Annotated in this window: 24 protein-coding genes and 1 riboswitch; of the genes, 22 read left to right on the top strand and 2 right to left on the bottom strand. The window is 45.1% G+C overall.

From position 1 onward, the window contains the following. Window positions 1-11 precede the first annotated feature (11 nt). From M1E03_RS00750 to M1E03_RS00815, 14 genes are all read left to right on the top strand, one after another. The gene (locus tag M1E03_RS00750) at window positions 12-1,421 is read left to right on the top strand and encodes a glycoside hydrolase family 1 protein (RefSeq protein WP_458110614.1); all 1,410 of its coding nucleotides are present in this window, start codon (window positions 12-14) and stop codon (window positions 1,419-1,421) included. 107 nt (window positions 1,422-1,528) lie between these two features. After that, window positions 1,529-2,215: a response regulator transcription factor gene (locus M1E03_RS00755; RefSeq protein ID WP_020453510.1), complete on the top strand. Its 687-nt coding sequence runs from the start codon at window positions 1,529-1,531 to the stop codon at window positions 2,213-2,215. Between the two features lie 5 nt (window positions 2,216-2,220). Continuing rightward, window positions 2,221-3,225: a sensor histidine kinase gene (locus M1E03_RS00760; protein WP_144499084.1), complete on the top strand. Its 1,005-nt coding sequence runs from the start codon at window positions 2,221-2,223 to the stop codon at window positions 3,223-3,225. A gap of 101 nt (window positions 3,226-3,326) precedes the next feature. Further along, window positions 3,327-4,088 carry an ABC transporter ATP-binding protein gene (locus M1E03_RS00765; protein WP_020453508.1) on the top strand — a complete coding sequence of 254 codons (762 nt, stop codon included), beginning with the start codon at window positions 3,327-3,329 and terminating at the stop codon, window positions 4,086-4,088. After that, on the top strand, window positions 4,078-6,018 hold the full coding sequence (locus M1E03_RS00770; RefSeq protein ID WP_458110615.1) for an ABC transporter permease: 1,941 nt from the start codon (window positions 4,078-4,080) through the stop codon (window positions 6,016-6,018). The genes M1E03_RS00765 and M1E03_RS00770 overlap by 11 nt, the downstream gene beginning before the upstream one ends. A gap of 438 nt (window positions 6,019-6,456) precedes the next feature. Continuing rightward, complete coding sequence (locus tag M1E03_RS00775) at window positions 6,457-7,218, top strand: hypothetical protein (RefSeq protein WP_026580359.1); 762 nt, start codon at window positions 6,457-6,459, stop codon at window positions 7,216-7,218. Between the two features lie 182 nt (window positions 7,219-7,400). Next, window positions 7,401-8,093 carry a DUF7003 family protein gene (locus M1E03_RS00780; RefSeq protein ID WP_458110616.1) on the top strand — a complete coding sequence of 231 codons (693 nt, stop codon included), beginning with the start codon at window positions 7,401-7,403 and terminating at the stop codon, window positions 8,091-8,093. Between the two features lie 23 nt (window positions 8,094-8,116). Further along, window positions 8,117-8,791, top strand: coding sequence for a DUF7003 family protein (locus tag M1E03_RS00785; RefSeq protein ID WP_429673961.1), 675 nt, complete (start codon window positions 8,117-8,119; stop codon window positions 8,789-8,791). Then, window positions 8,754-9,140, top strand: a complete 387-nt coding sequence (locus tag M1E03_RS00790; protein WP_306738993.1) for a hypothetical protein — start codon at window positions 8,754-8,756, stop codon at window positions 9,138-9,140. Before M1E03_RS00785 ends, M1E03_RS00790 begins: the two co-directional genes overlap by 38 nt. Next, a complete protein-coding gene (locus M1E03_RS00795) occupies window positions 9,116-9,874 on the top strand; it encodes a hypothetical protein (protein WP_457982943.1) in 759 nt (252 codons plus the stop codon). Before M1E03_RS00790 ends, M1E03_RS00795 begins: the two co-directional genes overlap by 25 nt. Window positions 9,875-9,888: 14 nt before the next feature. Beyond that, on the top strand, window positions 9,889-10,362 hold the full coding sequence (locus tag M1E03_RS00800; protein WP_229129193.1) for a hypothetical protein: 474 nt from the start codon (window positions 9,889-9,891) through the stop codon (window positions 10,360-10,362). A gap of 190 nt (window positions 10,363-10,552) precedes the next feature. Then, window positions 10,553-10,906 carry a YxiJ family protein gene (locus M1E03_RS00805; protein ID WP_026580354.1) on the top strand — a complete coding sequence of 118 codons (354 nt, stop codon included), beginning with the start codon at window positions 10,553-10,555 and terminating at the stop codon, window positions 10,904-10,906. Window positions 10,907-10,931: 25 nt separating this feature from the next. Then, window positions 10,932-11,669: a DUF2750 domain-containing protein gene (locus M1E03_RS00810; protein ID WP_229129194.1), complete on the top strand. Its 738-nt coding sequence runs from the start codon at window positions 10,932-10,934 to the stop codon at window positions 11,667-11,669. An 82-nt stretch (window positions 11,670-11,751) separates the two neighbouring features. Further along, window positions 11,752-12,219: a DUF2716 domain-containing protein gene (locus M1E03_RS00815; RefSeq protein ID WP_026580352.1), complete on the top strand. Its 468-nt coding sequence runs from the start codon at window positions 11,752-11,754 to the stop codon at window positions 12,217-12,219. 43 nt (window positions 12,220-12,262) lie between these two features. On the opposite strand, the gene M1E03_RS00820 is transcribed toward M1E03_RS00815, so the two are convergent. Further along, window positions 12,263-14,443 carry an ArnT family glycosyltransferase gene (locus tag M1E03_RS00820; protein ID WP_026580351.1) on the bottom strand — a complete coding sequence of 727 codons (2,181 nt, stop codon included), beginning with the start codon at window positions 14,441-14,443 and terminating at the stop codon, window positions 12,263-12,265. Window positions 14,444-14,657: 214 nt separating this feature from the next. Between M1E03_RS00820 and yhfH the strand changes: the two genes are divergently transcribed. The 3 genes from yhfH to aceA are packed head-to-tail and all read left to right on the top strand — an operon-like array spanning window position 14,658 to window position 17,713. Beyond that, a complete protein-coding gene (gene yhfH, locus M1E03_RS00825) occupies window positions 14,658-14,795 on the top strand; it encodes a protein YhfH (RefSeq protein ID WP_023856901.1) in 138 nt (45 codons plus the stop codon). A gap of 42 nt (window positions 14,796-14,837) precedes the next feature. Beyond that, window positions 14,838-16,427, top strand: a complete 1,590-nt coding sequence (aceB, locus tag M1E03_RS00830) for a malate synthase A (protein WP_026580350.1) — start codon at window positions 14,838-14,840, stop codon at window positions 16,425-16,427. Between the two features lie 14 nt (window positions 16,428-16,441). Then, window positions 16,442-17,713 (top strand): isocitrate lyase, encoded by a 1,272-nt coding sequence (gene aceA, locus M1E03_RS00835; RefSeq protein WP_023856903.1) that lies wholly within the window; start codon window positions 16,442-16,444, stop codon window positions 17,711-17,713. Between the two features lie 50 nt (window positions 17,714-17,763). Here aceA and M1E03_RS00840 read toward each other — a convergent pair whose 3' ends face one another. Then, a complete protein-coding gene (locus M1E03_RS00840) occupies window positions 17,764-17,922 on the bottom strand; it encodes a hypothetical protein (RefSeq protein ID WP_020453503.1) in 159 nt (52 codons plus the stop codon). A gap of 204 nt (window positions 17,923-18,126) precedes the next feature. Further along, a riboswitch (TPP riboswitch) is annotated at window positions 18,127-18,231 on the top strand. A 113-nt stretch (window positions 18,232-18,344) separates the two neighbouring features. Between M1E03_RS00840 and tenA the strand changes: the two genes are divergently transcribed. From tenA to licT, 5 genes are all read left to right on the top strand, one after another. Further along, entirely contained in the window at window positions 18,345-19,031 is a 687-nt protein-coding gene (gene tenA, locus M1E03_RS00845) for a thiaminase II (protein WP_020453502.1), read from the top strand. Then, window positions 19,028-19,627 carry an ECF transporter S component gene (locus M1E03_RS00850; protein ID WP_020453501.1) on the top strand — a complete coding sequence of 200 codons (600 nt, stop codon included), beginning with the start codon at window positions 19,028-19,030 and terminating at the stop codon, window positions 19,625-19,627. The genes tenA and M1E03_RS00850 overlap by 4 nt, the downstream gene beginning before the upstream one ends. After that, a complete protein-coding gene (locus tag M1E03_RS00855; protein WP_020453500.1) occupies window positions 19,602-21,194 on the top strand; it encodes an ABC transporter ATP-binding protein in 1,593 nt (530 codons plus the stop codon). The genes M1E03_RS00850 and M1E03_RS00855 overlap by 26 nt, the downstream gene beginning before the upstream one ends. Continuing rightward, entirely contained in the window at window positions 21,191-21,925 is a 735-nt protein-coding gene (locus M1E03_RS00860) for an energy-coupling factor transporter transmembrane component T family protein (protein WP_020453499.1), read from the top strand. Before M1E03_RS00855 ends, M1E03_RS00860 begins: the two co-directional genes overlap by 4 nt. Before the next feature lie 182 nt (window positions 21,926-22,107). Beyond that, on the top strand, window positions 22,108-22,941 hold the full coding sequence (gene licT / locus M1E03_RS00865) for a BglG family transcription antiterminator LicT (protein ID WP_020453498.1): 834 nt from the start codon (window positions 22,108-22,110) through the stop codon (window positions 22,939-22,941). Window positions 22,942-23,222 lie beyond the last annotated feature (281 nt).

Raw genomic sequence — 23,222 nt, forward strand, 5'->3', positions numbered from 1 at the left:
GGTGAAATGATATGACTGAACAAACGAAAAAATTCCCTGATGGTTTTTTATGGGGCGGAGCGGTTGCCGCAAACCAAGTAGAAGGCGCCTATAATGTCGGCGGAAAGGGGCTCTCGACAGCTGATGTGTCGCCGAACGGGGTCATGTATCCATTCGATGAGTCGATGAAGTCATTGAACCTGTATCACGAAGGCATCGATTTTTACCACCGCTACAAAGAAGATATCGCTCTTTTCGCCGAAATGGGATTTAAAGCGTTTCGGACATCGATTGCCTGGACGCGGATTTTTCCTAACGGTGATGAAAGTGAACCGAATGAAGAGGGACTCGAATTTTACGATCGCCTCTTTGATGAGCTATTAAAATACAATATTGAGCCAGTCGTGACGATATCCCACTATGAAATGCCGCTCGGTTTAATTAAAAAATACGGAGGCTGGAAAAACCGGAAAGTGATCGAGTGCTATGAACATTATGCGAAAACGGTTTTCACCCGCTATAAAGACAAAGTGAAATATTGGATGACGTTCAACGAAATCAACATGGTTCTGCATGCGCCGTTTACAGGCGGTGGCCTTGTATTTGAAGAAGGCGAAAACCAGTTAAATGCGATGTACCAAGCGGCGCATCATCTATTTGTCGCAAGCGCCCTTGCGGTAAAAGCAGGCAAGGATATTATTCCGGACGCTAAAATCGGCTGTATGATTGCCGCAACGACGACATACCCGATGACGCCAAAACCGGAAGACGTGCTCGCCGCGATGGAAAATGAGAGAAAAACGCTGTTTTTCTCGGACGTACAGGCACGCGGAGCTTATCCGGGCTATATGAAGCGCTTCTTTAAGGAAAATGGAATTGCGATTGAGATGGCTGAAGGTGATGAAGACATTCTGAAGGAAAACACAGTCGACTATATCGGTTTCAGCTACTACATGTCAATGGTTGCGAGCACGAATCCGAAAGATTTGGCAAAAACGGGAGGCAACTTGCTCGGAGGGGTTAAAAACCCGTACCTTGAATCGTCCGAATGGGGCTGGCAGATCGACCCTAAAGGAATACGCATTACGCTGAATACATTGTACGACCGCTATCAAAAGCCGCTTTTCATTGTTGAAAACGGGCTCGGCGCCGTCGATGTCGTCGAAGAAGACGGTTCGATACAAGATGACTACAGAATCAACTATTTGCGCGATCACTTAAAAGAAGTAAGAGAAGCGATCGCAGACGGCGTCGACTTAATCGGCTACACATCATGGGGCCCGATCGACTTGGTCAGCGCGTCCACCGCTGAAATGAAAAAACGCTACGGCTATATTTATGTCGACCGTGACAATGAAGGAAACGGCACGTTTGCAAGAACGAGAAAGAAAAGCTTTTACTGGTATAAAAAAGTGATCGAAACGAATGGCGAGAGTTTGTGATATTTAAAATGGCTGTCCTTTACAGGACAGCTTTTTTCTCTGTAGCGCATGAAAACGATTTGCTATACACTTGTCTTAGAAAAAAGACAAAAAGCGCGGTGAGGCAAATGTTTAAACTGCTGTTGATCGAAGACGATGAATCGCTGTTTCAGGAAATAAAAGAACGGTTAACCGGGTGGTCATACGAGGTGTACGGCATCGACGATTTCAGCGAAGTGATGCAGGAGTTTGCGGCGATTAAGCCCGATTGCGTCATTATCGATATTCAGCTGCCGAAATATGACGGGTTTCATTGGTGCCGGCAGATCCGTTCCCGTTCCAACGTTCCGATTCTCTTTTTATCTTCGCGCGACCATCCTGCTGATATGGTCATGTCCATGCAGTTTGGAGCAGATGATTATATTCAGAAACCGTTTCATTTTGACGTGCTGATTGCCAAAATCCAGGCGATTTTCCGCCGTGTTTACGACTATAATACGGAGCCTGAGATTCTGAAGAAAGCGTGGTGCGGTGCAACCGTTGATCCCGAGCAAAACCGCGTCAGCAATAAGGCGGGGTCGATCGAGTTGACGAGGAATGAAATGTTCATTTTAAAACAATTGATCGACCAAAAAAACAAAATTGTCAGCAGGGAAGAATTGATGAGAAGCTTATGGAACGATGAGCGTTTTGTCAGCGATAACACGCTGACGGTCAACGTAAACCGTTTGAGAAAAAAACTGGATACCTTGAACTTGGGGCAATATATTGAGACAAAGGTCGGCCAGGGCTATATGGCGAAAGAAGAAGGATGATGAGAATGCTGAAAGCGTTTTTGACCGAGAGGCGAAGCTGGATCGCCATATTTGTCTTGCAGCAGATCGTCTTTCTGTTTATCGCTTATGTCGATTCATCCATTCCTTTTGCATCGATTTTATATATGACCTATTTGTCTTCATTTATTTTTATCGTTTTTGTACTTGTCCGCTTTCGGAGGGAAACGAAGTTTTATAAAAGCCTGGAAGAATGGGATCACAATCTCGATGTGACAAACATTCGAGAGGCGGAAACGCCTTTCGAAACGATGATTGAAAAAAGCATAGCCGAACAAACGAAACAGTTAAAGCAAGAGGCGGCGCAGCATCGCCTGGCATTGGAGAATGAAAAAGATGAGCTCATGGCCTGGATACATGAAGTCAAAACGCCGCTTACCGCCATGCATTTGATCATGGAGACGATTGACGATCAATCATTAAAATCGAGACTCGACTATGAATGGCTGCGCGTTCACCTGCTGCTCGATCGCCAGCTTCATCAAAAGCGGATGTCATTTATCGAAAATGACTTGTCTCTTGAAGCTCTAGAGCTCAAACCTTTAATCTTTAAAGAACTAAAAGATTTGCAATCATGGTGCATTCCAAAAGGGATCGGGTTTGATATACAGCTTGAGGCCGGGGAAGTGCTCAGCGATGCGAAATGGCTGTCTTTTATCATGAGGCAGCTGCTGACAAACGCAGTGAAATACAGCGAAGCATCCGATATTTTGATTAAAAGCTATGAACAAGATGGCCAGGTGCATCTCGCAGTTCAAGATTTTGGACGGGGCATCGATCCAAAAGATATACCGCGTGTGTTTGACAAAGGTTTCACATCAACAACGGAGCATCATGATCAGGCCGCCACGGGAATGGGGCTGTACTTGGCGAAAAAAGCGGCAAAGCCGCTCCTGATTCATATCGAGGTTGATTCTAAACCGGGAGCGGGGACAACCTTTACGCTGATTTTTCCGAAGCGGAACGAATTTTCCCGTGTGCTTGGCGTGTGACAAAAGTGTCACACGCTTTTCTTTTTTGTTCGCTGAATCGAAGGAAAACGGCTGTCCTCCTTTCTATAATAAAAATATCCAGTCAAAAGGAGATTTTAAAAATGATGATTTTAGAAGCGAAAAAAATACGAAAAAGCTATGGAAATAAGCACAATAAACACGAAGTGTTAAAGGGAATTGACATTCAGATCCAAAAGGGTGAATTTGTCAGTATTATGGGCCCGTCAGGTTCAGGCAAAACAACATTGCTCAATGTTCTGTCCTCTATTGACCAGGTGAGCGGCGGAACGATTAACATCAACCAAGCTGAGATGACGAATCTGAAGGAAAAACAGCTTGCTGAATTCAGGAAGCAGCATTTAGGATTTATCTTTCAAGAATACAATTTGCTCGATACGCTGACAGTGAAAGAAAATATCCTTCTGCCGCTGTCGATTACGAAAATATCAAAAAAAGAAGCCGGTCAAAAATTTGAGGAAGTCGCGAAAGAATTAGGCATCTTTGAGCTGAAGAATAAGTATCCGAATGAAATTTCCGGCGGGCAAAAACAGCGCACATCAGCAGCCAGGGCGTTTATTCATGAACCGAGCATTATTTTCGCTGACGAACCGACCGGTGCGCTTGATTCGAAATCCGCATCAGACTTGTTAAACAAGCTGAGCCAGTTAAATCAAAAGCGCCGGGCCACAATCATTATGGTCACCCATGATCCCGTCGCCGCGAGCTTCTGCAGCAGAGTGGTTTTCATTAAAGACGGACAAATTTATACGCAGCTGAATAAAGGCGGACAAGACAGGCAGATGTTCTTTCAGGACATCATGAAAACGCAAGGCGTGTTAGGCGGGGTTCAGCATGAGTATTAATCAGCTGATCTTCCGCAACCTGAAAAAGAATATACGGAACTATTACCTTTATGTGTTTGCGTTAATCTTCAGCGTGGCGCTTTATTTTGCGTTTGTTACGCTGCAATATGATCCGGCGATCGATGAAGTGAAGGCATCGATAAAAGGCGCAGCGGCTTTGAAAGCAGCTTCCATTCTTCTAGTGGCAGTAGTAGCAGTTTTTATTTTGTATGCCAATACGATTTTTATTAAGCGGCGCAGCAAAGAAATCGGTTTATTCCAGCTAATCGGCATGAGGAAGCAAAAAATCTTCCGCATTTTAAGTTTGGAAAATGTCATGCTGTATTTCGGCTCTTTGGTCATAGGGGTGTTTGCCGGGTTTTCGATCTCAAAGCTCGTGCTTATGACTTTATTTAAAATAGTAGATGTTCAAGCTGAAACCGAATTGAATTTTTCCGGAGAAGCGCTTGTGCAAACTGTCATTGTATTCTGCGGAATCTACCTGCTGGTGATGGTGATGAATTATACGTTTATCAAAAAGCAAAGCATTTTATCATTATTTAAAGCGACATCAGCTACGGAAGATAAGGTAAAGAGAATATCCGTTTTTCAAATGATCATTGGTTTATTGGGCATCTTGTTTATTTTGTCGGGATATTACATTTCCACTGAGTTGTTCAGCGGAAAATTCAAGACCATAGATGAGCTGTTTTATGCGATGAGCTTTATTCTCGGTACCGTTATCATCGGAACGTACCTCTTTTATAAAGGATCGGTCAGCTTTGTCTCCAACATCATCCGCAAAAGCAAAGGAGGCTACTTAAATATTTATGAAGTGCTGTCCCTTTCATCGATCATGTTCCGGCTGAAATCAAACGCTCTATTATTAACGATCATCACCATTGTTACGGCACTGGCGATCGGTTTGTTATCCTTGTGCTATATTTCGTACTACTCTGCAGAGAAAGCCGCCGAACAAAATGTGGCGGCTGATTTCGCTATGACAAATCAAAAGGATGCAAAACGGTTCGAACAACTATTGGATGAAAACAACATTTCATACAGCATAAAAGAAATTCATGTCATTCAGGCGACTTTCAATCTGGAACAAGTTGTCGAAGGGGATCCTGAAAATATGGCTGGCGACCCGGGGAAATTACCTCTTGCTGTGGTCAGCGATGCACAAATTGACGGGATTGACGTGCATAAAGGAGACGTCATTTTCTCAGGGTATACCGACCTTCTCCAGAAATTTATGGCTTTAAAAGAGACCGGTGCCGTAAAGGTAAAGAGCAGGCATGAGACAATCCCATTAAACTATATAGGCTTGAGAAAAGAGTCGCTCTTATCCTTCAACTTTACCAGCGGCGGATTGCCTGTAGCCGTTGTGGATGATGCGCTGTTTAAACGTCTGAGCCAAGACAAAGATCCAAAATTACAGCAGAAGTCGAGTCTTTTTTACGGGATCAATTTAAAAGATGAAGATCAGATTCAGCAGGCAAATGAATTGTTTGCAACAGTGAATCAAAACGATCAGCATTTATCGCTCCTCGATGCAAGCACAGCTCAAAAATCGCTTTTCGGACTTGCCATGTTTATCGTAGGATTTCTAGGACTTACGTTTCTGATCACATCAGGATGCATCCTTTACTTTAAACAAATGGACGAAAGCGAAGATGAGAAACCGAATTACACGATCTTGAGAAAACTTGGTTTCACGCGCGGGGATCTTCTGAAGGGGATACGAATCAAGCAAATGTATAATTTCGGAATTCCATTGGTTATCGGCCTGTCTCACAGTTACTTTGCTGTCCAATCCGGCTGGTTCTTATTCGGAGCAGAGGTGCGGACGCCGATGATCATCGTGATGGTGCTGTACACCGTTCTGTATTCTATTTTCGGTTTGCTGTCCGTTCTTTACGGTAAGAAAGTGATCAAGTCGGCGCTGTAGCTGAGCCGTGTGGAATCTCGGCCGCAGCATCAGAGACGAATGAAAGGGCTGTTCCCGAGTGGGGGCAGCCTTTTTTGCTTCGCTCAATGAATATAAAAAAATGTAATTTTTATTGGGTTTTAATCCCTTAAATATTTTAGGAATATTGTAACAGTTCTATGCATCGGTTAAAATATAGATAATAATGAAGCTAAACGATGGAAAAAGTGATCTATGCTGAAAAAGAGATACCGTTGATTATGAGTTTGTGATTCAACCATTTTGATACAAAAGAGCGATTGTTTGACGATACCTTGGTTAATTCCACAGCTTGCGGTTGTCCAGGTACAGAAACATTTAAAATAGTACTGGACAGGCGGCTGTATACATACGGAAGAAACGCTATGAATACTTGCTGTCAGTTGCAATAGAGAAGAAAGAGTTGAAAGGAGCTTTCTATTGGGCATTTGGGAAGAAGAACATAAAAACAAGAACATTATGATCGGTGATGACGGATTGGATATCCTTCACGATGCGGTAGAGAAATTCTATAAAATGTCCAAGGAGCATTTGGATAGGGAACCGGCTTTAGACGAATTTTTCGTAACATTGCTTCATGTATTGAACACAAATGGAGATTCATTTTTTCCGGAGCTAAACGAAAGACAAATTACAGATATAAAAGCTTCAACAAAAAAAGCTAAGTCCCTGTCAAAAATTGTGCCCGGCGCTATTATTGAGATTCCCTTAGAGGAGATAAATAAATACAGCTATGCATGGGTTTTGGAAGGAAACTTGGCAAAACGTAAAGATGATGATGTGCTAATTCAGTATTATGACATTTTTGTAGATCAAAAGCTGAGTAAAGCTATGATACGTGATTTACTAAAAGAAGAAAATAAGCTATTTGTAGCAAATACAAGTTACACTGGTTTTTTGCAGGATGATTGGAAGGTTGTTTCTAAAGCAACTCAAGATTTGTTGAAACAATATGATGAATCCAAATTAAGATTTATTACTTATGAGGAAGGAAAATATTTTATTAGTGAAGGAAAAGAAGGCTCTTTAGGTGGAGATGATGTATTAACAGAAGTAGATCAGAAAACAGGTAAGGCCATTTATAACCCCATAGGAATATTCGGCCATTTATGTATAGAGACGATTCTAATGAAGTATTCTAACGGCATTTCAATGGAAGATATCATTAAGTATGAAACATAAATAAATATCCAGTGTGTGGCCTGATATATTAACTAGGAGTAGCCATGGTAGCTGTTAAACGATCATAAAACACCATGAGCTTTCGGAAATTGGATTAGTGGTAAGGCGTTTTAGACGAATAGCAATTTAATTACACAAAAAACCAAAAAGTGTTAGCAAAAGGCAAAACGGGGGTGATGATCGTGCTCAAAAATAAAGAAGCGATTCTTGCATTGCTTGATGATTCATTCAAAAAGGGAGAGTTTCCATTGCTTGATAACGGAAATTTCGACTTCGCAAAAGGCAAACTTTCGGTATTTGTTGAAGGGGATAACTGGCTCTTGACGTTTCAGTTGTTCGGATTGTCAAAATTGGGACCGGCTATTGATTTTCATGCGATGGGCAATCAAGTAACCAATCATGAAGTAAGCTTTTTAGTTGATGAGCCGTTTGCGTTTTTGGACGAAAAAGGAAACAAATTAGAGTTGGAGGATGTGGAAACCGGCTTCACAAAAAATCCGTTTAGCGTTGTCCTTAGAGAGAAAGTATTTCATTTTTTCATTGAGCAAAAAGTGCAAGCAAATATTAATGCGGAGAATGAATGGATTACCTGTTTGAGGCAGATGAGTAAAAACCGTTTATTTCTCGACACTCTCTGGCTGACAAAACATGAACAACTCCAAACTGCTGATCTCCCGTTAATGTATGACCAATTGTATTCAACAGAAACGTGGATACATCCAGAAACAGAAAAGGATTTGCCAAGTCTTTCTCCTTTCTTTCAATCAATTGCCGAAGCAATATGCCGCAAAAAAGCAACATATCTATCAGACTATGCCAATGGAAATACAGAGTGGCCAATGTGGGCATCCACAGATTCTGTCGATTATTTTTAAAAAGTATTTAAGGGAGAAATCCATTGATTAAAAGCAGAGAAATTCTTAGTTTATTAGACGGTGAATTTAGTGAATTAAACAGACCGATTTTTGAATGGCCCGAATGTAACTATATCGGCAGTAAATGTACGTTAATGCGATTAAATAAAGATGATTGGTTACTTTCAATACAGTGCTTTCAAATAGATGATAAAGGGCCTTTTCTGTCTATTCATGCATACAGCAACAGTTTTTCAGACAACTACAGCTTAATCATTATGGACGACTTCTCTTTAACGACCAAAGCAGGTGAGCTGGTAACATATCATGAAAGTAATCTGGATCAATTAAGCGAAGTAGCCAAAATTGAAATTGTGGAGACTCTTTACTGTATAAAAGCTAACCAGAGAAACAGATACCAAAAACAGACAAAAGAAGGAGCGTGGAAAACATACTTTAGAAACTTGTTTGAAGATCCATCTTTCAGAGAGGCTCTTTGGATAAAACCCGAAAATCTTCTGAATGAATTAGGACTACAATGCGATTATGAAGAAGTGTATGAAACAGAGAATTGGGAGTATCCCGATTATTTAACTAGCCCAAGTGAATTAGTTTCATTTCAATCATTTGCAGAATATCTTGAAACTGGACAAGGTCCGGTTTGTGCAGGGGTCCCAAATAATGATTGGAAACAGTGGGAAGATTACGATATCGACTAAGGCATGTTTAGAAAGCCTATGGGGAGAATCACATTCGATAACAAAAGAGGTGTTAGATGTGGAAAAACCTGAATTATCGGACTGTATCTGCAAAATGAAACAGGTGTTAAAAGGAGATTTGGCGAGAGAGGAACTTTCGGATTGGGCAGGGGGTTATGTATACGCTGACGATCCGGAAGTAGAAGATGAGAGGGTATGGAATTTGTTGATTTTACTAAGCGGATTCGATTTAAAGGATTCACCTGAAACATATTTGCATGATAAAGAGGAACTAAAGGATTGGATAGAAGAATACTGGAACGGCCCCATTGATGAGGTGAGAAAGTGCACCAACGAACGTTTCGATTAGGAAAAATAGATATCTACTTTCCTGACTCTGTCATCAAAAAATATTGGTTTTATGCAGATGTGGCAGCATTATTGAATCAAGAAACGACAGAGCAGGCTGTCTCTCTCATTAGAAAAGAATTAAAGCAAAGAGGATTCGGTAGGATAGCCTTTGATTCAGAAGCCGATGGAACCTCAGTTTCCTATCGGGATGGCCAAAAAGTGTTTGAAGTGGCCGCGGTTATAAATGAACTGTATAACCCTTCCTTTATGGTTTCTCAAGAACTGCGCGACAGTTTTAAAGAAGAGATTGCGAACTATAAGATTCCTAAAGGACAAAATTATAAAATTGGGGATAAAATCATTGTGCCTGACAGCCATAACACTTACTTTCATATCATGCAGATGATAGATGAATATGAAGGTAGTGCGGTCTGCATTCTGTTCAATAAGGTTTACAAGGGAATGGACGAGGCGGCTTCAGCAGAAATAGGGAAAGACTTATTAAAAGAACATGTCTTCGCGGCAATGTGTTTACAAGAAAGCTATATTATCGATTATACCTTTAAGGTTATCAGCTCAAATCATGAGCCGCTCGCTCGTGTATTGTATACAAATCGAAGAAACCGTTTATTAGACGAAACCTTTCCGGATATATCCATTCAAGAATTGTTTGAGTTGGAACGGAATGCTGCAAATAGTGACTTTATGAAGGAAAGCAGACAAAAGCTATCATATCTGACCTGGATTAACTAGAAGGAGTGCGGTCCGTGTGTAAATTAAATACCGAGTCTTTGACGAGTATAGGAAATCTGGATGTGATCAACCTTCTGCATTACCATTCACTGTACTCATCCGATCTTCTGTCAAACAATGGCCTCATTACATTTTTTGAACATCTCGATTTTAACCAGATTCTTATCGAAATTATGGGAACGCCCGATTTCATAGATGAAATGAACCCATTCATTGAAGATAAACAATTTGCTGTAAATGCCCTATCGAAAAGGCTCATCCACGTTGAGTGCATGTTGACTAAAGAAGAACTGCTAGAAAGACACAAGCTGACAGAATACCTCTCTTTTCTTGCTTCAATCAATGATTTTGTTGTTTTAGTAGCAGACCCGGTTAACAATAAAAAATATTTTAATAGCGTGACTCAAAAGGTTGATGTACATATTGAATCAAAGGAGAAGGTCATCTGGTTTGAATTTGATGCGACTGATGTCTATGTCGTGGAATAATGCATCATTAAAGGGGCGTTTTTCTTCGGCGAAACATATTTTTTGCTCTCTTCCGGAATGTCGTATTCTAAGTCGAAGCTAAAGGTATATAAATGTGATTGTAAAAGGTGATGAGCAATATGTAGGCAATAATTGAGATCCACTTTTCTTTTGATAAAACAGAATTTTTACGATCTGCGGGTGAAGGACAATGAAGAAAAGATACAGATATTATCGGCTTGATGCTGATACTGTAAATCAACTGAAGGATATGGACAAGCGCTTGTCAGGACCGCTTCCGGCAGATTTGGATGCGTTTGAACAAGACGGGCACGGCTTGTCAGGGGATTTTTACGAGTATTTTGCGCTCGTCGCCGGCAGTTTAGGTTACGTTTTGGCGGATAAAAAAATGCCTAAGGTGCAACGCCAATCACTAGAAAAAACGTTTTTTGAAGTTTATCCAAAGAACAAAATCGAAAATTACCCTGAGACTTTTCATGTGGTTGCCATGCATGAAAACGTCAGGAGATTGTTGTGTTCGATTGTAAACCGCAGGAAGACTTGACCATACCCATACAGAGGTGACTATAGTGGAGTTGTCTAAACACGAAAAGCTTAATCTGGAAATACCCGAGTTTTCATCGGTTCATATTAAAGAAATTATCCGGTTTCAATACTACAAAGAATTTCATGAAGGAAAAGACATCAGCTCGATCGACATGACGGTTCTCTATGAAGATGAGAATGACAGCTATCATATTGATTTGACATTTAAGGAGGTTTCTTCTGTTCGGTTAACCGATTTTGAAGGCCGGCATGGCGGTTTCAAAATCGATCAATTAAACGCCGGCTGGGAGAATATCAATTATGTTGTTGAAGATTATGAAGACGGGACATTCCAATTTTATTGCCATACATATGATGTTTCACGCATTGAACGAATCGTGCCAAGGCTGAACAAAAAAGAAGTCGAGGCTTTATTAAAGGCTTCGAAAGAGAAGCGGTACGAGTATTTTATTAAAAGAATCGCCGACTTTGAAGAGGTCTGGTCATTATATGGCGACGGATGGGTGATGACGGAGGATGATCAAGGCGGCAAATTGATTCCGTTCTGGCCGGCAAAGGACTACGCCGAATTGTGCGCAGAACAGGAATGGAGGGAATGCACAGCCAGGCCGATCGATCTCGAAGAATTCGTGAATGAGTGGCTGCCGGGCATGAAAGAAGACGGGATTCAGCCGTCCATCTTTTTCAATTCAAAAGACGCGATTACATTGCCGGTCGATATTCTTTTGGAAGACATTTTGGCGGAATTGGAGAATTATTAAGGGTTAAACATCAACACCAGCAGAAAGCGCGCTATCAGAAGCCAATCTATACGGTTGAATGGGCAAAGGAGAACGATATCAAATGAGCTGGACCGTTTTAAGCAGCCGGGAAAATGATAAAGTGTGGACAAAGGTGAATCGGGTCGTCAAATGGAAACCCGGCCTTCAATGTTCAAGGATGAAGCCGCCGACGCCGTATATTGTCTATGATATGTCCGCTGGGTTTAAAGAAGACGGCCGGTTCCTTGCCGATTTGGAGGAGAAGATGATCGGCGTCTTCAAAGCGTGTACAGATCCGCTGGAGACGATGTACGCGCTCGATTGGCGGCATGAAGGATATATGTTTCGTCCGCACGGACCGCTTCCTAAAGATGAATATGGGGATTGGCCGGTTCCGATCTTTCCAAATGGGGATTACTATTTCTTTTTCCAGCGGGATTTTGAATGGGGCGTGCTTGGCGACCCTTGGCGGCAAACGATGACCCTATATGGAGAAAAACTTCTTTACCATATTGAACATCATCCGCCGGTTATTTTTAGAAAAGCATAATCAAAAGCCCATCGGATGAGTCCGATGGGCTTCCTCATATTTCCTACAGCTCAACCTTGTAGAGTGTTTGCTGCTGTCCGCCGCCCAGGCCGCCCCTTGCGCCCTGTTGTGCGGAGCTGTCTGTATTGGTCGTGGTACTGTTGTATTCATCAGACGAAATTTCGGTTCCGTTTTCTTTAATCCAGGAGACGAGCTCACTGTTGCCTGAGTTGTCACTGATCAGAAAGTATTTTATTTTTCCTTCTTTGACGAGGTTTTTCAGCTCACTGACCGACAAGATCGGATCTGTGCCGTTGAAGCCTCCGAGCGCCATGACATTTTCGTCGGCATTGATGATATACGGGGCTGCGGTTACCGTTGTCAATGTCGCGAACAGGTACTCTTCGCCGGTATTATTTTTCCGGAGGTATGTGAGCAATCCTGTGTCCACATCCGAGCTGAACATTCCGCCTCCGTTGGAGCTTTGCAGCTGAGGCCCCGATTCAGGAAGAACGCTGTTTCCTCCGTAAAGGATCGGTGTTGCCGACCAATAGACCGGTGTCAAAAGAAGCACGCACAAGCTGATGATGGTGAGCTGCCTTCCGAATGGATGACTTCGTTTCAGCGTCAGTAAGGCGATGCTGACACCCAGCCCCAAGAGGCCCATGACATACATCCAGGCGCTGCCGATTTGGCTTGTATATGCGTTTAAAATATACACTTGGAATGCTGCCGTTGTCAGAACGGCAGCCGGCAGCAGATAGCTTGCCCAGTCTTTGTGATTTTTGTAAAGGGCGTACATCGCGTACCATCCAATTCCTGACAGTGCGGCGATCGGCGGTGCCAGCATAATCAAGTAGTAGTGGTGAAAGAATCCGGCGATGCTAAAGAACCCGGCAACAGGAACGAGCCAAGCAGCCCAAAAGATTGTTTCTTTCATTTCGCCTGCATTTTCGCGGCGGCTGCGGAGCCAGCTGATGATCATGCCGAGCAGTCCGAATAATGCGAATGGAAGCATCCAGCTAATTTGGCCCGATAAAGCAGATTGGAAGAGCCGCAGGGGTCCTGCGTCACCGGTGCCGAACATGTTCATGCTTTGTCCGCTGCCTTGACCTGCACCCGGTCCGCCATTGCCACCGGGCCCGCCGTTGCCTCCACCCGGTCCGCCTCCGGTTGGCGGCTGACTGCCGCCGTTTGCTCCTTGAGAACCGTCATCGGTCGCGTTGCCCGCAGCCGGCGGCTGCATTGCACCGTTTTGTCCATCGGAGCCGTCGGATGAACGGCTTCCGTCTTGAGTTTGCGCATTGCCGTTGGTCGCGCTGCTTGCACCCGGCGGCTGCATCGCGCCATTTTGTCCATTGGAGCTGTCGGCTGCATTGTTCCCGTTCTGAGTGTGTGCATTGCCGTTCGGCTGCTGCATGTCTCCTCTAAAACCGTTCATATCGCCGCGGACGTTGCCCGTCGTCTGGCCGAGCAGCCGCTCTGTGCCGTTGTAGCCGAAAGCCAGTTCAAGCACGGAGTTGGTTTGACTGCTTCCGACATACGGGCGGCTGTCGGCCGATGTATAGTCGACAGCAAGCGCCCAAGAAAGCGAAACGCCGGTGAGAACAATAAGCGATAAAACAGCGGACACAATTTTTTTCTTCCAATTCGCATGGGCCGCGATGAGATAAAACAGCAAGAACGCGGGAAGCACCATGAATGCCTGAAGCATCTTCATATTGAACCCGAGGCCGATGAGGCCAAATGCAGCGAGCAGCCAGAGCAGCCTGCCTTGTTTGACCGCCTTCATCAGGCACCATGTACCAAGAAGGAGCGTGAAGACGAGCATGCTGTCGATATTATTCGTCCGGCTTACGGCAACCGCGATCGGCGTCAGCGCCATCACCAGCGCTGAAATGCGGGCGGCTCCTTTTCCGAATTTCGGTTTAATCAGTGCGTATAGCAGATAGACGGAACCCGCACCTGCAAGCGCCTGCGGCAAAATCACACTCCACGTATGCACGCCGAAAATTTTCGCAAATATGGTCTGAATCCATAAAACGAGGGGCGGCTTATCTACTGATACGAATCCGGAAGAGTCGAATGACGCAAAGAAGAAATTGTGGAAGCTTTGCGTCATGCTTTTGACCGCCGCCAAGTAATACTGGTTGGCGGCATTGTCCTGCCAAATGTTATATGTATTCAGAATAAGAGCTGCCAACAAAATCAGAATCAGAGTGACATCAAGTTGTTTGTTTTTTATTTTCATCATCACTTTCACCTCTTTATGTTCCCTATTCTAGAAGAAAAATATGAACAAGTTATGAATAAAAAGAGAACAATCTATTTTTGTTTGAATGGAAAAAAATAAATATTTTTTGGAAAAAGGTGTGTACTTTTTTCTTTTTGCGCTGTATACTGTACTACAACAGAAATTAAAAACATAAAACTGTTCTATAAAAAGGAGAGTGACACAAATGAGCTTGAAAAGTCCGATGGAATTTTTCAGAACGCTTCCAAAAAAAACTTGCCCTGAATGCGGTGAAAAGATGGAGGAGCAGGCTGAATCTTACTTTATGGAATGTGAGCGCTGTCTTTCCAAAAAAGGCGAGTAAGCAAACTGTTTTATAACAATGCATGTAAAGGGGTAGGGAGACATGAAAACAGAGGAGAAGAGAACTCAGATAACCGGATCGATGAATCCGCAGTATGAAGAGATTTTGACAAAAGAAGCGCTGGAGTTTATCGGACGTCTTGAACGACATTTCGGGGGAAGAAGACGGGAATTGCTGCATTTGCGAACGATCAGGCAGGCTGAAATTGATCAAGGGAAGAATCCCGGTTTTTTGGCGGAAACGAAGCACATCCGCGAGGCGGACTGGACGGTCGCCCCGCTCCCCCGGGATTTGGAGGACCGCAGGGTTGAAATCACCGGCCCGGTCGACAGAAAAATGGTCATCAATGCTTTAAATTCAGGAGCCAAAGTCTTTATGGCCGACTTTGAAGATGCGAACTCGCCGACTTGGAAAAACTGCATTGAAGGCCAGGTTAATTTGCGGGACGCGGTTCGCGGGACGATTTCTTTTACGAATGAACAGGGCAAACGCTATGAGCTGAAAGAAAACCCCGCCGTCATCATTGTAAGACCGAGGGGATGGCACTTGGAAGAGAAGCATGTGCTGATCGGCGGCAAGCCCGTGTCAGCAAGCCTGTTCGATTTTGGCCTTTATTTTTTCCATAATGCAAAAGAGCTGATCAAAAAAGGAAGCGGCCCTTATTTCTACCTTCCAAAAATCGAAAACCATCTGGAAGCAAGGCTGTGGAACGACGTGTTTGTGTATGCGCAAAACGACTTGCGCATTCCGCAGGGGACGATTAAAGCGACGGTTCTCGTTGAAACGATCCTGGCGGCTTTTGAAATGGATGAAATCCTCTATGAATTGAAGGAGCATTCAGCCGGACTTAACTGCGGCAGGTGGGATTATATTTTCAGCTTTATTAAGAAATTCAGGAACAGGGAAGAAGTCATTCTTCCAGACCGCTCAGCCGTGACGATGACGGTTCCAAACATGAGAGCGTACTCCCTCTTGGCGATTCAAACGTGTCATAAACGCAACGTCCATGCGATCGGGGGAATGGCGGCGCAAATTCCCGCTAAAGACAAACCTGAGATCAATGAAGCCGCATTTGCCAAAATCCGCGAAGATAAGGAACGTGAAGTAAAAGACGGCCATGACGGAACATGGATCGCGCATCCCGGCATGATTCAAACGGCGCTCGATGTATTCAATCAGCATATGCCGTCGGCGAACCAGATTCATAGAAAGCGGGAAGACGTAAAGGTCGAGGAAAAAGACTTGCTGGAAGTACCGCAAGGCCGGATTACAGAAGCAGGCGTCCGTACCAATATCAGCGCCGGCATCCGCTATTTAGCTTCATGGCTGTCGGGCAGAGGCGCCGCTCCGATCGACCACTTAATGGAGGACGCAGCAACGGCGGAGATTTCCAGAGCCCAGCTTTGGCAATGGATTCGCCATCCGAAAGGGGTTCTTGACGATGGCCGGAAAGTCAACGCCGAAATGGTCAAGATGATGAAAGAGGAAGAAATGCAGAAAATCTTCGAAGAAGCCGGCATAGAACATTTTCGGAGCGGCCGGTTCGAAGAGGCCGGACAGTTATTTGAACAGCTGATTTTGGATGATGAATTCGCGGAATTTCTAACGATACCCGCTTATGAAAAAATATGATGGGGGAATGTGCGATGCTGAAAGAAAAACAACTCGCAAAAAGCTGGGAGCATGAAGAACGCTGGAAAGGGATCACAAGGCCGTATCAGGCGGCTGACGTCATTCGGTTGAGGGGCACGCTTGAGATTGAATACACGATTGCAAGGCGCGGCGCCGAAAAGCTGTGGAAGCTTCTCCACACAGAGGACTTCGTGCCGGCGCTGGGCGCTTTGACCGGAAATCAAGCCATGCAGCAAGTAAAAGCCGGATTGAAAGCGATTTATTTAAGCGGTTGGCAGGTGGCGGCCGATGCCAATTTGTCAGGGAGCATGTATCCTGACCAAAGCCTTTATCCGGCAAACAGCGTGCCGGAAGTTGTCAAAAAAATCAACCGTACGCTGCAGCGCGCCGATCAAATTCACCATATGGAAGGAAAAGAAGACATCGATTGGTTTGCTCCGATTGTGGCCGATGCTGAAGCAGGCTTCGGCGGACAGCTGAATGTGTTCGAGCTGATGAAAGGTATGATTGAAGCCGGCGCCGCGGGAGTTCACTTTGAAGACCAGTTGTCGTCTGAGAAAAAGTGCGGGCATTTGGGCGGGAAAGTGCTGCTTCCGACGCAAACGGCGGTGCGTAATTTGATTGCCGCGCGCCTCGCCGCAGACGTGATGGGAGTCCCGACCATTCTTATTGCCCGTACGGACGCGAATGCGGCCGACCTGATCACAAGCGACGTCGATTCATATGATGCGCCGTTTTTGACGGGAGAGCGAACAGCGGAAGGGTTCTTCAAAACAAAGCCGGGTCTTGATCAGGCGATTGCGAGAGGTTTGGCGTATGCGCCGTATGCTGATTTGATCTGGTGTGAAACGTCTGAGCCGAATATTGAAGAAGCCCGCCGGTTTGCACAGGCGATCCATGAAAAATTCCCGGGCAAACTGCTCGCCTACAACTGCTCCCCTTCGTTCAACTGGAAGGCCAAACTGGATGACAACACCATCTTGAACTTCCAGAAACAGCTCAGTGAAATGGGCTATAAATTTCAATTTGTCACACTGGCAGGCTTCCACGCCTTAAACCACGGCATGTTTGAATTGGCCCGCCAATATAAGCACCGCGGAATGGCGGCGTATTCTGATCTGCAGCAGGCCGAGTTTGCCAGCGAAGTCCACGGCTATACGGCGACAAGGCATCAGCGCGAAGTCGGAACGAGCTACTTTGATGAAGTCGCCCAGGTTGTGACAGGCGGGACTTCATCAACCACTGCACTGAAGGGATCGACTGAAGCGGAACAATTTCAATCCTAAAAACGTAAAAAGCCGCCCGTCATGGGGCGGCTTGCTTGTTGTCTATCAAGTTAGCAATTGACATCATTGGAAGGGGCGGTAAAAGGGTTTTCCCTAATAACAGTCAGTGTCTGATGATTCTTGTTGTTTCTTTTGGCCGGCCGGTTGTCTTTGCTGAAAGAATAGAACAAATACACAGCCATTGTCAAAATCAAGATAAACATCATCATAAATATCCCCTCCAAATTTTTTTGTCTTCACTATATTAGACGAACAAGCCTGCAAAAGGTTTCAGAAAATTAACATTTTTCCATAAATATTTTTACCCGCTGCATCTTCTGGATGAAACCCGGCGGTTCTATACAAGAATAAAACTGAAAAACTCAGGTTGACATCATAATCATTGATGTGTAGAGTAAAAGTTAATGTAATAGGAAGTCCACTAGGGGAGCCGTAAGCCGGCTGAGACAAGAAGCGATCTTGGACCCTTTGAACCTGATCTAGTTCATACTAGCGTAGGGAAGTGGAGCCGGTGTCTTTATGATTTCATCATACAAAGGCCGCTCCATTTTGGGGCGGCTTTTTTGCGTAAAAAGCGGCTCGCTCCCCCTGTGCCTTCCTTATAAAACCGATTGCTGAGGAGGCTATCTACATGAGTTTTTCTGCAGAACTTCGCCGTGAGGCAGACCCTATTTTTGAAGCCATTTTTGAGCATCCGTTTGTATTGGGACTGGCGTCCGGCAAGCTGAAAAAGGAGCAGCTTATTCATTATGTGAAGCAAGATTACGAGTATTTGAACGCTTTTATTCAAATCTACGGAATTGCAATTTCCAAGTGTCAAAACCGGAAAGACATGGAGATGTTTCATGAGCAGATTTCATTTGTATTAAACAGCGAAGTGCACCCGCACAACAACCTGTGCCGGGCCGCGGGGGTGGAGTATGAATCTCTGCAGGGCTATCCGCTTGCGCCTTCTGCCCATCATTATATCCGCCATATGCTGACGGCGGCGCACGAAGGCACGCTGGGAGAGATATTAGCCGTCTTGCTGCCTTGTCCGTGGACATATTGGGAGATCGGAAAAAAACTGATGATGGACGTTCAGCCTGACCCGTCGCATCCATTTTATGACTGGATCTGTTTTTACGGAGACCGAACCGATTCAATCACGACGAAGTTTTGCGCCCGCCTGGATGAATGGGCCGAAACAGCGGGCAAGGCTGAAAAAGAAAAAATGAAGGAGCTTTTTTTGCAAAGCTGTCAGCTTGAATACGGCTTTTGGGAGATGGCTTATACAGTTGAAGATTGGCCTGTGGAAATGGAGGCGGTGAGACGATGAATTGGAACATGAAAGAAGTCGTGATGGCAGTGATCTTGTCCGTTGCATGCGGCGTCATTTACTTAGGATGGTCCACCTTGTGGATCCCTGTTTCAGCTATTGTCGGGCCTGTCGGAGCGAACTTTATGTTCGGCATTTGGGTGATCGCCAGCCCGATTGTCGCTTATATCATCCGTAAACCGGGTGCGGCGCTGATTGCCGAGACGGCAGCTGCGGCGGTCGAACTGCTGACCGGAAGCCACTTTGGACTGTCAGCATTATTAATCGGTGTGTTCCAGGGAGCCGGTGCGGAAATCGCTTTTGCGATCTTTCGCTATAAGCGTTACAACTTGTTTACCCTTATGCTTTCCGGTGCGCTTGCCGCGGTCGGAAGCATGACATACAGCCTGATGGCGAACGGTTTTGCCTACTATACGACGCAAACGCTGATCATGACGCTTATCATCCAAATCATCAGCGGCATTGTACTCGGCGGCTGGCTGGCAAAAGCCGTTGTCGAAGCGCTTGCGAAAACGGGCGTCCTGAATCAGTATGAGATCATGAAGGAACAGCGGAAGAAGGATGATGCCGATGCGTTCATTTCTCGGATGCAGTAACCTTTCCGTCCGTTTTTATCATCGTCCTGAAACAGTCCTAGACCGGGTCTCGCTGTCGATTGGGCAGGGAGAGAAAGTGCTGATACTCGGTCCGAGCGGAAGCGGCAAATCGACACTGTTGTCCGTGCTTTCCGGCATCATTCCTGAACATGTCGAAGCTGAGGTCAGCGGAGAGGTCAATCGCAGAAAGAGCGCCGGCGTTATGTTTCAGGATCCGGATTCGCAGTTCTGCATGCTTCATGTTGATGAGGAAATCGCTTTTAGCCTAGAAAACCGGTCTGTCTCCCCAAAAGATATGGACGGCATCATCTCGGAGCTGATGGAGCAAGTCGGATTAAAGATAGATAAGAAAACGCCGATCGAAACCTTGTCAGGCGGTATGAAGCAGAGACTGGCATTAGCGTGCCTGCTCGCTCTGGAGCCTGAAGTGCTGTTTTTTGACGAGCCGACGGCGCAGCTGGACCCGGCCAGCCGGAAAGACATCTTTGCCTTGCTTCGTAACGTTTCACGAAAAAGCGGACAGACGATGGTGTTCGTCGAACACGTGCTGGACGGCTGTATCGAGTGGATGGACCGCGTCATTCTTTTCAATGGAAAGGGACAGATCATCGCTGACGGAAAGCCGGAAGAAATCGTGAAACATTTTCAGCCGGAGATGAAAGCGGCGGGCATCTGGCAGCCGAAACTGTACCCTGCGGTATGGGAAGATGTCATCACACAAGATGATCATCCGCTCGCCGTCAAGCTCTCTTCTACATTGAAAATGAAAGAGGAGGAGGCGAAAAACAGGCCTACAGCTGACAGAGACATATTGATCCGCGCAGACGACGCGGCGATCGGCTATCGGAAAAAGATCGTTGCCGACGGCATCACCCTTGAGATTCCAAGGGGAGAATGGATTTCGGTCATCGGCGAGAACGGGAGCGGAAAGAGTACGTTTTTAAAAAGTCTGATCAGGCTTGAAGCCGTCAAAAAAGGGCGCCTTTATCTTGAGGATCGGGAGCTGAAGAAATGGTCCGACCGTACGCTCTATGAGAAGGCCGGCTTTGTTTTTCAAAATCCCGAGCTTCAATTTATTCGGGACACGGTGTTTGACGAGATCGCGTTCGGGGCGAGGCAGCGGGGATGGCCGGAGGACCGGGTCGAAAAGAAAACGGCTGAATTGCTGCGGGAATTCGGACTTGACGCTCATCAAAAAGCGCACCCCTTTACATTAAGCCTCGGGCAGAAACGGCGTTTAAGCGTTGCGACAATGCTTTTGTTTGACCAGGATCTGCTGCTGCTTGACGAGCCGACATTCGGTCAGGACGAAAGGACGGCGCAAGAATTAATCAAGCGGTTAAAGGAACGGCAGGAACGGGGAACGACGATTGTGATGGTGACGCACGACATGGACATCGTAGATGAGCATTCCGGCCGTGTCATCGTGTTTCATCAAGGGAAAGCGGCATTTCAAGGAACGCCGTATCGATTATTTTCTGATCAAGGCCTCGTCCGCCGCTTTTCATTGATACCGCCGCTTCATTACCGGTTCATGCATGAAAGAAAGGAGAGGGTTCCCGTATGAAAAGCAATGGTTCACTTCTTTCGGCATTGAACCCGAGCGCCAAGCTCTTTTCCCACCTCCTGGTCATGTGCTTGCTCATGTTTGTTTCAAATCCGAAACCGACTCTATTCATTTGGCTGTTTGCGGTTGCCATCGGAATTTTTTTCGGGGGATGGACTTTGTCTTATTTAAGTAAGCGGCTGTTGCCTTATCTCGTCTTTTTTATTCTCGTCTTTTGGATGATGGCCGCTTTTGGAAAAGGCGAGGAAACGATTTGGGAATGGGCCTGGTTCCGCGTCACCGAGGAAAGCGTCGGCAATGGGCTGACAATCGCGCTCCGGATGCTCGGGTTTGTCACATACGGTCTTTTGTTTACATCAACAACCGATTTGACGCAGTTTATTATGAGCCTGGTTCATCAATGCAGGCTGTCGCCTAAATGGGCTTATGGCTTGCTGGCCGGCTTCCGTTTTGTCCCGCTTTTTCAGTCTGAGCTTTCGCAAATGAAGGCGGCGCACAAAATCAGGGGCTATAAGCAAAAAAACAGCTGGAAGGCGTTTATTCGCTATGCGCTGCCTTTGTTTTCGCAAGGCATCCGCAAGTCGGAAAGAATCGCCGTTGCCATGGAAGCGAGAGGGTTTACCGGTGCAAAAGACCGCACCTACTATCAAACAGCGCGGCTTTCCGGAAAAGACTTCGTTTATTTTGCGGGTCTGGCGTCAGTCACAGCGGGAATTTTGCTCATTTTTTAAGAGGGTTTTTTACAGGGCCGCACTGCGGCTCTTTTTTTATAAATCGGGCATTCTGTAAAATGTAAATATTTCGGACGTTGACTGAAACATATTGACCTAGGCCAAAAAGATTGTACAATCAATGTGTACCATATGAAAAAAGAAATATAAAAAATCCCCTTACAAGATGGGAGTGGCGCGATGTGAAAATTGCCAAAGTGATCAACAACAATGTGATCAGTGTTTTAAATGAACAGGGTCAGGAATTAGTGGTCATGGGCAGGGGAATCGCTTTTCAAAAAAAGCCTGGGGAAGCGGTGGATGAATCGAGAATCGAGAAGATTTTCAGGCTTGATAATAAAGATGTATCAGAAAGATTTAAGACGCTGTTGGACGAAATTCCGATCGAATTTATGGAAATGTCTGAAGAAATTATCTCCTATGCGAAATTAAAGCTCGGCAAGAAGCTGAATGACAGCATTTATGTCTCGCTGACCGACCATATTCATTTCGCCGTCGAACGGCATAAAAAGGGTCTGGATATTAAAAACGCCCTGCTTTGGGAGACAAAACGGCTGTATAAAGATGAGTTCGCCATCGGCAAAGAGGCGCTGGCCATCATTGAAAAGAAGACGGGGACAGCTCTTCCGGAGGATGAAGCCGCTTTTATCGCACTCCATATCGTAAACGCCGAGCTGAATGAAGAAATGCCGAACATCGTCAATATTACGAAAGTCATGCAGGAGATTTTAAGCATCGTCAAATATCACTTTCATATCGATTTTGATGAAGAATCGCTTCACTATTACCGCTTCATTACCCATTTGAAATTTTTCGCGCAGCGGCTGTTCAGCGGAGCCTATATGGAAAGCCGGGACGACTTTTTATTTGAAACCGTCAAAAATAAGTACCGCGACGCGTATGTCTGCACTAATAAAATCAGACAGTACATCGAAAAAGAATACGGTCATCAGCTGACAAACGAAGAGCTTCTGTATTTGACGATTCATATCGAGCGGGTCGTTCATCAAAAATAGAGGATGATGCTAAAATGAAAGCGTTGACAATTGGATAAATGTATGCTACTTTTTACTTACATCAACTTATACAGGTTGTTAGGATTGTTACTGATCATGCAGGCAAAACCTAAATGACTGTGAAGCGGCACTCTTATGCCCTTGTTTCACAGTGATTTAGGTTTTTTTATTTACTTGATGTCTTAAAACGGGATTGTTACTGTTCGGCAGGCAAAACCTAAACTAAGCCTTCTTTGTACAGGCTTTAGTTTAGGTTTTTTATTTTTTAACAGCTTGATAGG

This window comes from Bacillus sp. PK6-013 (assembly GCF_054161445.1).